The following is a 14,020-nucleotide window of genomic DNA, read 5'->3' as shown; positions in this document are numbered from 1 at the left end:
GGCCGGGCCGCCCGCCCTGGGTCAGCCCCGCTGGGGCTTGGCCTCGGGGCCGCCGGAGGCGTCCTGCTCCGCCGCCTCCTTGAAGTCCACCTTGCCCATGTGCCGGCTCATGGACTTCATCAGTCCCCACACCGCCAGAGCCATCACCGCGAACACGATGAACCCGAGGACGCCGGGGGTGACCTTGTCCTCGTCCAGCTCGGCGAGAGTGACGAGGTGCGTCATTGCCAGGCTTGCGCTTGCACTCATGTCAGGCATTGTCCCGGATGCCTGCGAAGAGGTCGTCCTCGGGGAGGGAGGTTTCCACGAGGGACTTCGCCAGCTCGTACTCCTCGGTGGGCCAGACCTCCTTCTGGATCTCCATCGGCACCCGGAACCAGCCCCCGTCGGGGTCGATCTGCGTGGCATGCGCGATCAGCGCCTTGTCGCGGGTCTCGAAGAAGTCCGCGCAGGGCACGTGGGTGGTGAGGGTGCGCTCCTTGCGCTCGAACTCCGACCAGCGCTTGAGCCAGTCGTGGTAGGGCGACTCCAGGCCGCGCTCCAGCAGCGCGTTGTGCAGTGCCTCGGTGCGGGGCCGGTTGAAGCCCTGGTTGTAGTACACCTTCAGCGGCTGGTACGCCGCTCCGTACTCGGCCTCCGGGTACTTCTCGGTGTCGGCCGCGCCCTCGAAGGCCACCATCGTGATCTTGTGGGTCATGATGTGGTCGGGGTGCGGGTAGCCGCCGTTCTCGTCGTAGGTGGTGATCACCTGGGGCCGGAAGGAGCGGATCTTCCGCACCAGCTCACCGGCCGCCTTGTCGACGTCCTCCAGGGCGAAGCAGCCCTCCGGCAGCGGCGGCAGCGGGTCGCCCTCGGGAAGCCCGGAATCGACGAAGCCGAGCCACTCCTGCCCGACGCCCAGGATCTCCCGGGCCTCGTCCATCTCCTTCCTGCGCACCTCGTGGATGTTCTCCTCGATGTACGCGTCCCCCTGGAGCTTGGGGTTGAGGATGGAGCCGCGTTCCCCGCCCGTGCAGGTCACCACCAGCACGTCCACCCCCTCGGACACGTACTTCGCCATGGTGGCCGCGCCCTTGCTCGACTCGTCGTCGGGGTGGGCGTGAACGGCCATCAGTCGCAGCTGGTCAGTCAAGACTCAATCCTCGGTCAGTCGGCGCCCCGGCGTACAGCGGCGCAATCGGCGGCTTCTATAGTGACCGAATCGGGAGCGGAATAATTCCGGGGCCCGGCAACCGGACCCGCTCCCGCGGAGAGGACGATCATGAGTACGGCGAGCACGCGGACGCCTCAGGGTCGCTACGGCCGCTCCTCGGACGAGCAGGCCGACCGCACACTCAAGGTCGTCGGCGCCGTGCTCGGTGCCCTCCTCCTCGCCCTGATCGGCTGGTTCGGCTACCACTATGTCGGCCAGAACAAGATCAGCGGCGAGCTGATCGGCTTCGAGCTCGCCGAGGACTCGGTGCAGGTGCACCTGGAGGTCCGCAAGGACGCCGGCGTCACCGGCTACTGCACGGTGCGCTCCCAGGCCGAGGACGGCGACGAGGTGGGCCGGGCCGACTTCCGCTTCGCCGGGGACGACACCCGCATCGACAAGGTCGTCACCCTGCGCACCAAGGCGGCGGGGACGTCCGCCGAGCTGCTCGGCTGCCACCCGGAGTGATCCGGCGGGGCCCACTGGCGCCAATACAGGCTGCCTGACCTGCGGGGACATGAATCTGGTGGCTTATGTCCTCCCCCTTTGGCCACTGAATTGTTAGGCTCGTGGTTTCGCCCTTCCGTGAAGGAACATCCTTCTGGGTAGGGCGTTGATTTGTATTCCCAGTACCAACGAGGAGCACCCGTGACCCAGACCAGCGAGAACGTCACCTGGCTGACCCAGGAGGCGTACAACAAGCTCAAGGAGGAGCTTGAATACCTTACTGGTCCTGCGCGCACCGAGATCTCTGCCAAGATCGCCGCGGCTCGCGAGGAGGGGGACCTGCGTGAGAACGGCGGGTACCACGCGGCGAAGGAGGAGCAGGGCAAGCAGGAGCTCCGCGTGCGCCAGCTGACCCAGCTGCTGGAGAGCGCCAAGGTGGGTGAGGCCCCGGCCGCCGACGGCGTGGTGGCCCCCGGCATGGTCGTCACGATCGCCTTCGACGGTGACGAGGACGACACGCTGACCTTCCTGCTCGCCTCGCGCGAGTACGCGAGCTCGGACATCGAGACCTACTCTCCGCAGTCCCCGCTCGGCTCGGGCGTCATCGGCCACAAGGTCGGCGACGACGCGCAGTACGAGCTGCCCAACGGCAAGCCGGCCTCGGTGAAGATCCTCAAGGCCGAGCCGTACAACGGCTGACCCGCTTCGCCGACCGGCCGCGGCCGGCCGTCCGACGTGACCGAGCCCCCGGCGTCCCCGTGACGCCGGGGGCTCGTCGCGTCGTTCCTTCGTCCGGTGGTCAGGTGGCCGCCGAGCGGTACTTGCGCACCGCCAGCGTCCGGAAGACCGCGATGATCAGGACGGACCAGATCACCGAGGCCCAGACGGGGTGCTGCATGGGCCAGGCGTCGGACTGCACCACGCCGGGGTTGCCGAACAGCTCGCGGCAGGCCTGCACCGTGGCGCTGAACGGGTTCCACTCGGCGATGTGCCGGAGCCAGGGCGTCATCTGGCTGGAGTCCACGAAGGCGTTCGAGACGAACGTCACCGGGAACAGCCAGATGATCCCGCCCGAGGTCGCCGCCTCCGGGGTGCGCACGGACAGACCGATCAGCGCGCCGATCCAGGTGAAGGCGTATCCCAGGAGCAGCAGCAGCCCGAATCCGGCCAGGACCTCGCCGGCGCTGGTCGGGTCGGCGGAGCCGGTCCGCCAGCCCACGATCAGAGCGACTATCGCGAGGACGAGCAGGGTGATGGCCGTCTGCACGAGGTCGGCGACGGTGCGGCCGGTGAGGACCGCGCCCCGGGCCATCGGCAGCGAGCGGAAACGGTCGACGAGTCCCTTCTGCATGTCGTCGGCGATGCCGGCCGCCGATCCCGCGGTGGCGAAGGTGACGGTCTGGGCGAAGATGCCGGCCATCAGGAAGTCCTTGTAGACGTCCGGGTCGGTGGTGTTGCCGATCTTCATCGAGCCACCGAAGACGTACGTGAAGAGGACCACGAACATCACCGGCTGGATGACCCCGAACAGGACCATCTCGGGGATCCGGGTCATCCGGATGAGGTTTCTGCGGGCGATGACCAGCGAGTCCCGGACGGACTGGCCGATGGCGTTGGTGGGCGCCGTGACCGGCGCCGCGTCGGTGGCGGCGCTCACTTGGCGGCCTCCTTCTCCTGCTCGTGGCCGGCGTCGTCCGCCGAGCCGTTCGCCTCGTCCGCCACCTCGGCCACGTGGCCGGTGAGGGAGAGGAAGACGTCGTCGAGGGTCGGGCGGCGCAGGCCGATGTCGTCGATCTCGATGCCGCGGACGTCGAGCTCGCGGATGACCTCGGCGAGCAGCTTCGCGCCGCCGGTGACGGGGACGGTCAGCTTGCGGGTGTGCTCCTCCACGGTGGTCGAACCCTTGCCGAATCCGGCCAGCACCTCGGAGGCGGTCGCCATGTGGTCGCGATCGTGGACGACGACCTCGACGCGCTCTCCCCCGGTGCGGGCCTTGAGCTGGTCGGAGGTGCCGCGGGCGATGACGCGGCCGTGGTCGACGACCGCGATGTCGTGCGCGAGGTGGTCGGCCTCCTCCAGGTACTGCGTGGTCAGCAGCAGGGTCGTACCGCCGGCGACCAGCTGCTTGATGACCTCCCACAGCTCCTGGCGGTTGCGGGGGTCGAGGCCGGTCGTGGGTTCGTCCATGAACATGACGGGCGGGGAGACGACCAGGGCCGCCGCCAGGTCGAGCCGGCGGCGCATGCCTCCCGAGTAGGTCTTGGTGGGACGGTCGGCGGCGTCCGAGAGATGGAACTGGTCGAGCAGCTCGGCGGCGCGGGCCTTCGCGGCCTTGCCCTTCATCTGGTAGAGCTGCCCGACCATCTGCAGGTTCTCCCGGCCGGTCAGGTATTCGTCGACCGCGGCGAACTGGCCGGAGAGGCCGATGGAGCGCCGTACCTCGTTGGGCTGCCTGAGGACGTCGATGCCCGCGACGACCGCCTTGCCGCTGTCGGGGCGCAGCAGGGTCGTGAGGCAGCGGACGGCGGTGGTCTTGCCCGCGCCGTTCGGCCCGAGCAGGCCCAGGACCGTGCCCTCGGGAACGTCGAGGTCGACGCCGTCCAGAGCCCTTACGTCACCGAAGGTCTTCACCAAACCTTCGGCATAGATGGCGCCTGGCATATGAGTCTCCACGTCGTCGGGGATTCTTCGGAAAGCCTAGGTTTGTACTTTTCGTCGCGCTCAGCGAGCGATTTACGACACACCATAACGCGATGTATCGCGTCTCACAATGCAGTTGCTCGAACGAGTGACAAGCGAGGGACGAAGCGGCTGCCGGCCTCCTGCCCGGGCTCAGGCGATGACGGTGTACCCCGCTTCCCCCAGCGCCCGGCCGACCTCGGCACAGTGCTCCGGACCCTTCGTCTCCAGGTGCAGCTCGACCTCCGCCTCCGTGAGCCCGAGCCGCGGATGGGTTCGGACGTGGCTCACGTCGAGGACGTTAGCGTCGACCACTGACAACACCCCGAGAAGCGTGGCCAGGGCCCCGGGCCGGTCCGTCAGCCGCAGCCGGACCGCCAGGTAGCGGCCCTGCGCGGCCATGCCGTGCCGCAGCACGCCCTGCATCAGCACCGGGTCCACGTTGCCGCCGGACAGGACCGCCACGACCGGCCCCTCGAAGGCGTCCGGCGCGCTCAGCAGCGCCGCCACCGGGCTCGCCCCGGCCGGTTCCACGACCAGCTTGGCCCGCTCCAGACACAGCAGCAGAGCGGTCGACAGCTCGTCCTCGGAGACCGTGCGGACCTCGTCCACCAGCTCGCCGACGATCCCGAACGGCACGTCGCCGGGCCGCCCCACCTTGATCCCGTCGGCCATCGTCGCCGGGTGCTCGACGGCGACCGGGCGTCCCGCGGCCAGCGAAGGCGGGTAGGCGGCGGCGCCCTCCGCCTGCACGCCGACGATCCGCACGTCCGGCCGCAGCGCCTTCACCGCGACCGCGATCCCGGCCGCCAGCCCGCCCCCGCCGATGCCGACCACGACGGTCCGCACCTCGGGGCACTGCTCCAGGATCTCCAGCCCGACCGTGCCCTGGCCCGCGATGACGTCGGGGTGGTCGAAGGGGTGGATGAAGACCGCGCCGGTCCGCTCCGCGTACTCCTGCGCGGCGGCCAGCGTCTCGTCCACCACCTGGCCGTGCAGCCGCACCTCGGCACCGTACTCCCGGGTCGCGCTGATCTTCGGCAGCGGCGCCCCCTGCGGCATGAACACCGTCGAGCGCACACCGAGCAGCGCCGAGGCCAGCGCGACGCCCTGCGCGTGGTTGCCCGCGCTCGCCGCGACCACACCCGCGGCGCGCTGCTCGGGCAGCAGCCCGGCAATCCGCACGTAGGCGCCACGCAGCTTGAACGAGCCGGTCCGCTGGAGGTTCTCGCACTTGAAGTGCACCGGGGAGCCGACCAGCTGGGACAGGTGCCTGCTGCCCTCCATCGCCGTCACCCGCGCCACGCCCGAGAGCATCTTCTGGGCTCCGCGCACGTCGTCGAGGGTGACGGGAGCGACGCGGGGCGCTGTGCTGTAGCTCATAGCCTCCAGCATCGCAGTTCACGGGCGCCGTGCGCCGTTGTGACCAACCTCCGAGACCTGCTTTGCCCAGCGCCGGTACGCCCTGCCGCCCGGCCGCGTACCCTGTCCCCCAATTAGCAGCCCTCCACGAAGTGAGCCCCCGGCCATGCCCACAACACCTGAAATGTCGATGGACATGACGACCGCCGGTGACACCGGTCTTCTCGAGACGCTCCAGCACGAGGTCGCGCTCTTCGCCCGACGCGCCGAACAGACCCGGCTCGGCGGGGTGGGACAGGTGCGCAACTCCATGGACCGCGCCGCCTACCTGCTGCTCAACCGCCTCGACAAAGAGGGCCCGATGGGCGTGAAGGCGCTCGCCGCGAGCATGGGGATCGACTCCTCGACGGTCACCCGGCAGGTGGCCCCGCTCGTCGACACCGGACTCGTCAAGCGGACCTCCCACCCCGAGGACGGACGCGCGGTGGTCCTGCAGCTGTCGCCGCGCGGCGTGGCGCGGCTGGAGGACGTCCGCTCCTCCCGGCGTCAGCTCATGGCCGAACTGACCCACGACTGGGCGCCTCAGGAGCGCGAGGCGTTCTGCGCGCTCCTCGCCCGCTTCAACGGCGCCCTGTCCGCCCGTATGGCCCCTTCCGGCGTGGCGTCCACGGACGCGTCGGCCGATTCCTGACCGACCCCTCACGCGCTTTCCGGGGCTTTCCGGGGCGTGGTTCGCACCGAACCCTTGACCGGCGGGCCGCCCCTGGCCTGATATGAGACCGCAGGGGTCGTCGCCGGCTGGGCGGGAGGCGCGGTGCGAGAGCGGCATGCGTCCCGGAACGCCCGCCGGGCCCGCGAGTTCGAGGCGTTCGTCGCGGGCGCGGCAGGGCGGCTGCTGCACGCCGCGACCCTGCTCACCGCCGAGGTCCCGGACGCCAACCCGCGCGCGCGGCGCCTGCTGGCCCTGAGTCTGGCCCACACGTACGCGTACTGGGACCGGCTGCACGGGGAGGACCCGTACGACCGCACCCGCAGGTACCTGGCCACGCGTTTCGCCCGTGAGGCCTGGCACCGGTACGGCGTTCTCGGCCGGGCCCGCCGGCGGGCCGCGGGTCCCCTGGGCCCGCTCGCCCCGCAGGAACGCCTGGTCCTGGTGCTCAGGCTGTTCGAAGGCGTCGCCGAGGAACAGACGGCGGCGCTGCTGGGCCTGCCCGTGGAACGGGTACGGACGGTCTGCGACCGTGCGACGGCCGCCCTGCTGCGCCCGCCGCCCGCACCGGCCCGGCCGGTGACGGCCGAAGCGAAGGCGGCGACGCCGTGACGGGCCCGGCGAGCGTCCGGAGCAGCCGTACGGCGACCTGCCCGGCGGCCGGTACGACGACCGGCACGCGCGCGTGGCGGACCGGGAGGTGCCGGTGAACCGTCCCCGGCGGGAGGCCGCCGCGCGGCAGATCATGGAGCAGTCGCCGCCGCGGGTACCTCCCGGCCTCTGTGCGGAGGCCGTCCGCCGAGGCGGCCGCATGCTGCGCCGCAGGACCGCAGCCCGCCGCCTGATGTGGCTGCTGCTGGGCGCCGCGGCCGTGGCGTTCACGGTGTGGGCGCTGACCGCGCAGCCGTGGGTGGAGCCGCCCTCGGAGACGACCCCACCCGTGACCGGCTGGGAGGGCTGGTGAGCCTCTCCCGGGTCCCGCCCTAGCCCAGCGCCTGCTGGAGGTCCGCCAGCAGGTCGTCGGCGTTCTCGATGCCGACCGAGAGGCGCACCAGGTCGGCGGGCACCTCCAGGGCGGAACCCGCCGCGGAGGCGTGCGTCATCCGGCCCGGGTGCTCGATCAGCGACTCGACGCCGCCCAGGGACTCGCCGAGCGTGAAGACCTTCGCGCGGTTGCACACCTCGACGGCGGCCTGCTCGCCGCCCTCGACGCGGAAGGACACCATGCCGCCGAACGCCTTCATCTGCTTGGCGGCGACCTCGTGCCCCGGGTGCTCGGGCAGCCCCGGGTACAGCACGCTCGTCACGCGCGCGTGCCGGGAGAGCATCTCGGCGACCCTGGTCGCGTTCTCGCTGTGCCGGTCCATGCGCACCGCGAGGGTCTTGGTGCCGCGCAGCACCAGCCAGGAGTCGAAGGGCCCGGCGACGGCGCCCATCGCGTTCTGGTGGAACGCCAGCTCCTCGCCCAGCTCCTGGTCGTCGACGATCAGCGCGCCGCCGACCACGTCCGAGTGGCCGCCCATGTACTTGGTCAGCGAGTGCACGACGACGTCGGCACCGAGCGCCAGCGGCTGCTGGAGGTAGGGGGTGGCGAAGGTGTTGTCGACGACGAGCCGGGCGCCGGCGTCCCGGGCGACCTGGGCGACGGCGGCGATGTCGGTGATGCCGAGCAGCGGGTTGGAGGGCGTCTCCACCCAGACCGCCTTGGTCTTCGGGGTGAGGGCGGCCCGCACGGCGGCGGCGTCGCCCGTGTCGGCCACGGACCACTCGACGCCCCAGCGGGTGGCGACCTTGGCGAAGAGGCGGAAGGTGCCGCCGTACGCGTCGTTCGGGATGACCACGTGGTCGCCGGGACGCAGCAGCGTACGCAACAGGCAGTCCTCGGCCGCCAGTCCGGACGCGAACGCGAGACCTCGCCGGCCGCCCTCCAGGACCGCGAGGTTCTCCTCCAGTGCCGTGCGGGTCGGGTTGGCGCTGCGGCTGTACTCGTAGCCGCTGCGCAGCCCGCCGACACCGTCCTGCTTGTAGGTCGACACCTGATAGATCGGCGGGACGACCGCGCCCGTCAGGGGATCGGCGGTGTTGCCCGCGTGGATCGCGAGCGTCTCGAAGTGCTGACTGATGTGCCTGTCGCTCATGGGCACCGAGGGTAGCCGTGCGGAACGCCTCGCGCGTTTTCCACAGGGCGGGGGACAGGTTGGCCAATTGTCGGCGGCGTCTGGTTCGCTTGAGCCATGGAGATTCTCTGGGTCCTGATGGCACTGGTCATGCTCGGCTTCGTGCTGCTCCAAATCTCGCGGCGCCGCAGCGGCGCGGTCGGCCTCGTCCCGCCCGGCCACCCGGACGCCGCCGACCCCGCGAACTACGGCTTCGCCCGCGAGGAGGAGCTGGACATCCGCATGCCGGGTCCGGACGAGGACCTGCTGGACGTCCTGGACCTGGTGCAGCGCACCCAGGACTACCGGGGGGCGCAGCAGCTCCTGGCCGGCACGGAGGCGAAGGGTGAGCGGCGCTGGCAGCGCGTGCAGGCCTTCGCGGGCGCCGCGTCCCTGGAGCTGCGGCAGCGGCCCGGCGGTGTCGGTCAGACGCCGGGCGGGCAGTGGCTGCGGGTGTGGCGGGCGGAGGCGCCCAAGGACGCGGGGGGCGCGGCGGTGCACGCCGAGTTCCTGGTGCAGCAGGCGTGGCGCACGGCGACGCCGGGCACGGACGACTTCCGGATCATCATGGAGGAGGCGAAGGCGGCCTGCGGCGAGGCGGCCCTGCTCGCGCCCGGGGACCCGGTGCCGTACATCATCGAGCTGTCGGTGGCCCGCGGCCTCGGTTACCCGCGCGAGGAGTTCGAGCAGCTCTGGCTGAAGATCCTGGACCGCGCTCCGAACCACATGGGCGCGCACCTGGCCGCCCTGCAGTACTGGTGCGAGAAGTGGCACGGCTCGCGCGAGCTGGCGTACTCCTTCGCGGAGGCGGCGGCCGCCCGGGCGCCGCGCGGTTCCCTGCTGGCGGCGATGCCGCTGTTCGCGGTCTTCGAGCACCTGCCGGAGGTCAACCTGGTCAGCGGCTTCTACCAGAGCGAGGTCGTCACCAAGGCCGTCCACGGCGCGCTGCACGCGGTGCACTCGGCCCACCGGGACGACCCGATGCAGGCGCACGTCCGCCACCTTCTGGTCTTCTTCCTGGTCCGCGGCGAGCGCTGGGCCGAGGCGATGAACCAGCTGATGGTCATAGACGGCCACGTCGGTGCCCTGCCCTGGACCCTGTCCAGCGACCCGGCGGCGGAGTTCGCGGTCTACCGCGCGCTCGCGGTGGCGGGGTACGAGGCGAACGGCGGCAGCCCGGCGACGCTGCCGCACTGAGCGCCGCCCCACGACGAACGGTCCGGCCGCATCCGGCCGGACCGCTTCATCGTGATACCTCTCAGCCCTGGGTACGGGCGGGCAGCCGCCATCCCGGGCGCGGGAAGTGGCATGTGTACCCGTCCGGGTAACGCTGCAGGTAGTCCTGGTGCTCGGGCTCGGCCTCCCAGAAGGGACCGACCGGCTCCACCTCGGTGACGACCTTGCCGGGCCACAGACCGGAGGCGTCCACGTCCGCGATCGTGTCCTCGGCGATCCGCTTCTGCTCGTCGTCCACGTAGTAGATCGCCGAGCGGTAGCTGAGCCCGATGTCGTTGCCCTGGCGGTTCTTGGTGCTCGGGTCGTGGATCTGGAAGAAGAACTCCAGGATCGCGCGGTAGTCGGTCACCTCGGGGTCGAAGAGGATCTCGATGGCCTCCGCGTGCGTGCCGTGGTTGCGGTACGTCGCGTTCGGCACGTCACCCCCGGTGTAGCCGACCCGGGTCGCGGTCACGCCCGGGAGCCGGCGGATCAGCTCCTCCATCCCCCAGAAGCACCCGCCCGCCAGCACGGCCCTCTGCGTCTGCGCAGCCATCGTGGCCCTCCAATATTCTCTCGGCTCGGTCGTCCGGAGCACTCGGCCCGCACGTCACCGGCCTCCATCTCCACCCTGTCTGCAACACACGGGGCTCTCCAACGATTCCATGCCCGGCCTTCCGCCCGACCAGTGCAGCGGGCGCATGACCACCCCGCACCGGCGTATCGGTTCTGCCTCACCATGTCGAGCGGTGCGCCGACGCTGGCCCGGCAGGGGATCGGATCCGGCGCCCCTGCAGCGGTTCGTCGCCCAGTGGGCGGTGTACGTCTTCATCCAGCGCCGGCCGGGCCTGGCAGCAGATCTGCACAGCTGGGAGGAGCGCGCGGCGACCGGCGACGCTGCCCGGGCGCGACGAGCCGCATCGGAGATCGGACGCATCCTCGACCAGGCACACGCGGCCGTCGGGCTTCGCTTCCGGTGACCAGTGAGGGGCCGATGGGAGTACGACCCTGAGCGACCTCGGCGACGGCCCGCGCCCGGGCGGGCTGCGACGGATGGACGCGGCCGGTGGCTGGTTCTGCTTCCTGGTCGCAGCGCGGGATCCGCTGGTCGTCATCGTCCGTATCCGTCCCGCCGTTCGAGGCGCTGCAGACGTCCGGCAGCAGCCGGTGGCCCGCGTGAACCCCCCGGCCCGGCCGAGGGCCGCCTTCCCCGTCCCGGCTCACGAGGACACCCGGGGAATCGCGGAGTTGGGGTCGGAGCCCGAGAAGGCCAGTCCGATGACGAATCCGGCGACTTCTTCCAGCTGGCGAACGCGGTCGAGCCCGCCGAGAACCGCCGGGACGGCTCCCACGTCGCGGACCAGCCCTCCGACGACGTCCAACGCCGCCGCGTCGTCGCCGCACATCGCCACCGTCACACGAGACCCGCCCTCGTCGTGCGGGCCGGTCCACTGGTCGCCGGGGAAGAGATGGAACGCCTTCACGACCCGGGCTCCCGGAGCGAGGCAGGCGATCCGTCCCGCCATCGACTCCCCGTCTCCGGTGAGCAGCGTGCCGACGCCGTGTCGGGTCGCGTTGGTGGGATCGATCAACGGCGTGCCCGCCAACGCACCGCCGGACGCGCCCGCCGATTCCATCATGTCCTCGACGCCGTCCCAGGTGACGGCGAGAAGCACCGCGTCGCGTCCGGCGACCGTCTCGCGCGGCGTCGCGGCCCGTGTTCCGCGCCCCAGCCGCTCGGCGAGTTCACTCGCCCTGGCCTGCGACCGTCCGCCGATCACCACCTTGTGCCCTGCCCGTGACCAGCCTTCGCCCAGGGCCGCGGCCAGTGTGCCCGTTCCCAGGATTCCGATGCGCATCCGTCTGTTCCTCTCCCGTAGCGGTCGGTTGCGAGGCCACGCTAGGGAAGGTGTTACGCACCGATCGGTGCGTCACGGACACGCGATGATGGGCTGTGAGATGACTGATCACGACGTCCACTGCTACGAGTTGGTCGCCGACTGCCGTCTGCGCGCGGCCACCGATCTCTTCGCCCACACCTGGGACCCCGTGGTGCTCGCGGCACTTCGCGTGGGGCCCCGTCGGCGCCGCGAGCTGCGCGCCGCGATCGGCGGCATCAGCGACAAGGTGCTGACCGACTCCTTGCACCGTCTGCTCACCGGCGGGCTCGTCGCGCGCCAGGCACACGCCGAGGCTCCCCCACGCGTCGACTACGCGCTGACCGGTCTCGGCCGGAGCCTGGTCGAGGGCCCGATGACGGCGCTGGGGCGCTGGGCCGTCGAACACGGGTACGAACTCCTCGAAGCCCAGGAGAGCAGCACCGGAGGTCTGTGAGGGGTCGACGCCGACGGTCAGGCCCCGTCGTGCGCGAGCCGAGTCCGCCGTCCATGGCCGGCCGCCCGGGATGCCCCGCCCCGTCAGCCGCGTCGCAACCCCGCGACCAGCACCCCCGCCAGCTGCCGGGGGTCGTAGCGCGGGTCGGGGGTTTCGGCGCCGATGCAGAGGTTGCCGACGCCGCGCATGAGGGCGATGGCCGGTACGTCGGTGTGGATCTCGCCGGAGGCGGTCGCGGCGGCGAGGAGGTCGGTGCACACGGGGACGAGGCGGTCGAGGAAGTACGCGTGGAGGGCCTCGAAGCCCGCGTCGTCGGACTGGAGGACCCCGGCGAGGCCGTGCTTGGTGACCAGGAAGTCGACGAACCGGTCGATCCAGGCCGCGAGCGCGGCGTACGGGGTGGGGCAGCTCGCCAGCAGGGCGGGGCCCGCCTCGGCGCAGGCCTCCACCTGGTGCCGGTAGACGCCGATGATGAGGTCGGCCCGGGTCGGGAAGTGGCGGTAGATGGTGGCCGTGCCGACGCCGGCCTCGGCCGCGATGTCGCGTACGGGAGCCTCGACCCCGGACCTGACGAACACCGCGGCGGCGGCGTCGAGCAGGGTCTTCTCGTTGCGCCGGGCATCCGCGCGCTTGGGCCGGGGCCCCGCTCCTGCGGTCGTCGCTTCGCCGTCGCTCACCCGTCTCGTCTCCTTCGCCGTCGCAGTCGTCGTCACCACCGCCGCCGTCGTCACCGTCGCCGCACTTGATAAACGGGACAGCGTTCCGTATCGTCGTACAGGTAAACGGGACGGTGTTCCGCTTGGCCTCTCCCATGATGCCAGAGCGTCGAGCCCGCCACCAAGTCATGCCTCGATCCCTACGCAAGCCATCCCCCGTGGAGGAACCGTCATGCAGTACCGCACCTTGGGCCGCACCGGTGTGCAGGTCAGCTCGCTCGCGCTCGGCGCCATGAACTTCGGCAGCATCGGGCGCACCACCCAGGACGAGGCCACCGCCATCGTCGACGCGGCCCTGGAGGCCGGGATCAACCTCATCGACACCGCCGACTGGTACAGCGGCGGCGAGTCGGAGGAGATGGTCGGCAAGGCGATCGCCGGGCGCCGCGACGACATCGTGCTGGCCACGAAGGCGTACATGCCGATGAGCGACGAGCCCAACCACCAGGGCGCCTCGCGCCGCTGGCTGGTCACCGAGCTGGACAACAGCCTGCGCCGGCTCGGCGTGGACCACGTGGACCTCTACCAGATCCACCGGTGGGACCCGAACACGAGTGACGAGGAGACCCTGTCCGCGCTCACCGATCTGCAGCGCGCCGGGAAGATCCGCTACTTCGGCTCCTCGACCTACCCCGCCTACCGCATCGTCGAGGCCCAGTGGGCCGCCCGCGAGCACCGGCTCGACCGGTACGTCACCGAGCAGCCCAGCTACTCCCTCCTCCAGCGGGGGATCGAGAGCCAGGTGCTGCCGGTGACCGAGCACTACGGGCTCGGCGTGCTGGTGTGGAGCCCGCTGGCCTCGGGGTGGCTGTCGGGGGCGGTGCGCGCCGGGCGGGAGGTCGCCACGCACCGGTCGGCGGTGCTGCCGGAGCGTTTCGACCCCGCGGTGCCCGCCAACCGGGCCAGGCTCGACGCCGTCGAGAAGCTGGCCGCGGTCGCCGACGAGGCCGGGCTCACCCTGATCCAGCTCGCGCTCGGCTTCGTCACCGCGCACCCGGCCGTGACCGCCGCGCTCGTCGGGCCCCGCACCCTGGACCACCTCCACTCCCAGCTCGCCGCCGCCGACACCGTGCTCTCCGACGACGTCCTCGACGCGATCGACGCCATCGTCCCGCCCGGCACGGATCTGGCCGCGCACGAGAAGTTCGACGCCACGCCCGCGCTGCTCGACCCGGCCCTGCGCCGTCGGCGGCCGGTGCGCGGCTGAGCG

At 71.4% G+C, this 14,020-nt stretch carries 17 protein-coding genes and 1 pseudogene; 9 read left to right on the top strand and 9 right to left on the bottom strand.

Annotated elements, in window-relative coordinates:
* Nucleotides 1-21 precede the first annotated feature (21 nt).
* Both ACZ6IM_RS19710 and mca read right to left on the bottom strand, forming a co-directional pair.
* Nucleotides 22-258, bottom strand: coding sequence for a hypothetical protein (locus ACZ6IM_RS19710; RefSeq protein ID WP_052839652.1), 237 nt, complete (start codon nt 256-258; stop codon nt 22-24).
* Nucleotides 251-1,132, bottom strand: coding sequence for a mycothiol conjugate amidase Mca (gene mca / locus ACZ6IM_RS19705; RefSeq protein ID WP_469557777.1), 882 nt, complete (start codon nt 1,130-1,132; stop codon nt 251-253). Before mca ends, ACZ6IM_RS19710 begins: the two co-directional genes overlap by 8 nt.
* A gap of 129 nt (nt 1,133-1,261) precedes the next feature.
* Here mca and ACZ6IM_RS19700 point away from each other — a divergent pair, with 129 nt between their 5' ends.
* Together ACZ6IM_RS19700 and greA are read left to right on the top strand one after the other, a co-directional pair.
* Nucleotides 1,262-1,660 (top strand): DUF4307 domain-containing protein, encoded by a 399-nt coding sequence (locus ACZ6IM_RS19700; RefSeq protein ID WP_030145698.1) that lies wholly within the window; start codon nt 1,262-1,264, stop codon nt 1,658-1,660.
* 180 nt (nt 1,661-1,840) lie between these two features.
* Nucleotides 1,841-2,338: a transcription elongation factor GreA gene (greA, locus tag ACZ6IM_RS19695; protein ID WP_052839654.1), complete on the top strand. Its 498-nt coding sequence runs from the start codon at nt 1,841-1,843 to the stop codon at nt 2,336-2,338.
* Between the two features lie 100 nt (nt 2,339-2,438).
* Here the strand turns inward: greA and ACZ6IM_RS19690 are convergent, their stop codons facing one another.
* From ACZ6IM_RS19690 to ilvA, 3 genes are all read right to left on the bottom strand, one after another.
* The gene (locus ACZ6IM_RS19690) at nt 2,439-3,296 is read right to left on the bottom strand and encodes an ABC transporter permease (protein ID WP_052839655.1); all 858 of its coding nucleotides are present in this window, start codon (nt 3,294-3,296) and stop codon (nt 2,439-2,441) included.
* Nucleotides 3,293-4,300, bottom strand: a complete 1,008-nt coding sequence (locus ACZ6IM_RS19685; protein ID WP_469557774.1) for an ATP-binding cassette domain-containing protein — start codon at nt 4,298-4,300, stop codon at nt 3,293-3,295. Before ACZ6IM_RS19685 ends, ACZ6IM_RS19690 begins: the two co-directional genes overlap by 4 nt.
* A gap of 171 nt (nt 4,301-4,471) precedes the next feature.
* Nucleotides 4,472-5,701, bottom strand: a complete 1,230-nt coding sequence (gene ilvA, locus ACZ6IM_RS19680; RefSeq protein ID WP_469557773.1) for a threonine ammonia-lyase — start codon at nt 5,699-5,701, stop codon at nt 4,472-4,474.
* Nucleotides 5,702-5,864: 163 nt separating this feature from the next.
* Between ilvA and ACZ6IM_RS19675 the strand changes: the two genes are divergently transcribed.
* The 3 genes from ACZ6IM_RS19675 (at nt 5,865) to ACZ6IM_RS19665 (ending at nt 7,353) form a co-directional block, all read left to right on the top strand.
* Complete coding sequence (locus ACZ6IM_RS19675) at nt 5,865-6,371, top strand: MarR family winged helix-turn-helix transcriptional regulator (RefSeq protein ID WP_469557926.1); 507 nt, start codon at nt 5,865-5,867, stop codon at nt 6,369-6,371.
* A 123-nt stretch (nt 6,372-6,494) separates the two neighbouring features.
* A complete protein-coding gene (locus ACZ6IM_RS19670) occupies nt 6,495-7,001 on the top strand; it encodes a sigma factor-like helix-turn-helix DNA-binding protein (protein ID WP_052839658.1) in 507 nt (168 codons plus the stop codon).
* Between the two features lie 94 nt (nt 7,002-7,095).
* Nucleotides 7,096-7,353 (top strand): hypothetical protein, encoded by a 258-nt coding sequence (locus ACZ6IM_RS19665; RefSeq protein ID WP_052839858.1) that lies wholly within the window; start codon nt 7,096-7,098, stop codon nt 7,351-7,353.
* 19 nt (nt 7,354-7,372) lie between these two features.
* Here the strand turns inward: ACZ6IM_RS19665 and ACZ6IM_RS19660 are convergent, their stop codons facing one another.
* Nucleotides 7,373-8,527: a cystathionine gamma-synthase gene (locus ACZ6IM_RS19660; protein ID WP_469557770.1), complete on the bottom strand. Its 1,155-nt coding sequence runs from the start codon at nt 8,525-8,527 to the stop codon at nt 7,373-7,375.
* Nucleotides 8,528-8,623: 96 nt separating this feature from the next.
* Here ACZ6IM_RS19660 and ACZ6IM_RS19655 point away from each other — a divergent pair, with 96 nt between their 5' ends.
* Nucleotides 8,624-9,742, top strand: a complete 1,119-nt coding sequence (locus tag ACZ6IM_RS19655; protein WP_469557768.1) for a hypothetical protein — start codon at nt 8,624-8,626, stop codon at nt 9,740-9,742.
* Between the two features lie 61 nt (nt 9,743-9,803).
* On the opposite strand, the gene msrA is transcribed toward ACZ6IM_RS19655, so the two are convergent.
* Nucleotides 9,804-10,316: a peptide-methionine (S)-S-oxide reductase MsrA gene (gene msrA, locus ACZ6IM_RS19650; RefSeq protein WP_052839661.1), complete on the bottom strand. Its 513-nt coding sequence runs from the start codon at nt 10,314-10,316 to the stop codon at nt 9,804-9,806.
* 214 nt (nt 10,317-10,530) lie between these two features.
* Here msrA and ACZ6IM_RS19645 point away from each other — a divergent pair.
* Nucleotides 10,531-10,740: pseudogene (locus ACZ6IM_RS19645) on the top strand (hypothetical protein); the annotation flags it as partial.
* A 240-nt stretch (nt 10,741-10,980) separates the two neighbouring features.
* On the opposite strand, the gene ACZ6IM_RS19640 reads toward ACZ6IM_RS19645, so the two are convergent.
* Nucleotides 10,981-11,619 carry an NADPH-dependent F420 reductase gene (locus ACZ6IM_RS19640; protein WP_052839662.1) on the bottom strand — a complete coding sequence of 213 codons (639 nt, stop codon included), beginning with the start codon at nt 11,617-11,619 and terminating at the stop codon, nt 10,981-10,983.
* A gap of 100 nt (nt 11,620-11,719) precedes the next feature.
* On the opposite strand from ACZ6IM_RS19640, the gene ACZ6IM_RS19635 reads away from it, so the two are divergent.
* Entirely contained in the window at nt 11,720-12,094 is a 375-nt protein-coding gene (locus tag ACZ6IM_RS19635) for a winged helix-turn-helix transcriptional regulator (protein ID WP_469557766.1), read from the top strand.
* A gap of 83 nt (nt 12,095-12,177) precedes the next feature.
* On the opposite strand, the gene ACZ6IM_RS19630 is transcribed toward ACZ6IM_RS19635, so the two are convergent.
* Nucleotides 12,178-12,771 (bottom strand): TetR/AcrR family transcriptional regulator, encoded by a 594-nt coding sequence (locus tag ACZ6IM_RS19630; RefSeq protein WP_052839664.1) that lies wholly within the window; start codon nt 12,769-12,771, stop codon nt 12,178-12,180.
* Nucleotides 12,772-12,982: 211 nt separating this feature from the next.
* Here ACZ6IM_RS19630 and ACZ6IM_RS19625 point away from each other — a divergent pair, with 211 nt between their 5' ends.
* The gene (locus tag ACZ6IM_RS19625; protein WP_469557764.1) at nt 12,983-14,017 is read left to right on the top strand and encodes an aldo/keto reductase; all 1,035 of its coding nucleotides are present in this window, start codon (nt 12,983-12,985) and stop codon (nt 14,015-14,017) included.
* Nucleotides 14,018-14,020 lie beyond the last annotated feature (3 nt).

It is taken from the genome of Streptomyces sp. NPDC042336 (assembly GCF_055581985.1).
The sequence above is the reverse complement of the archived record's forward strand: the minus strand, read 5'-3'. Positions and strand labels throughout refer to the sequence as shown.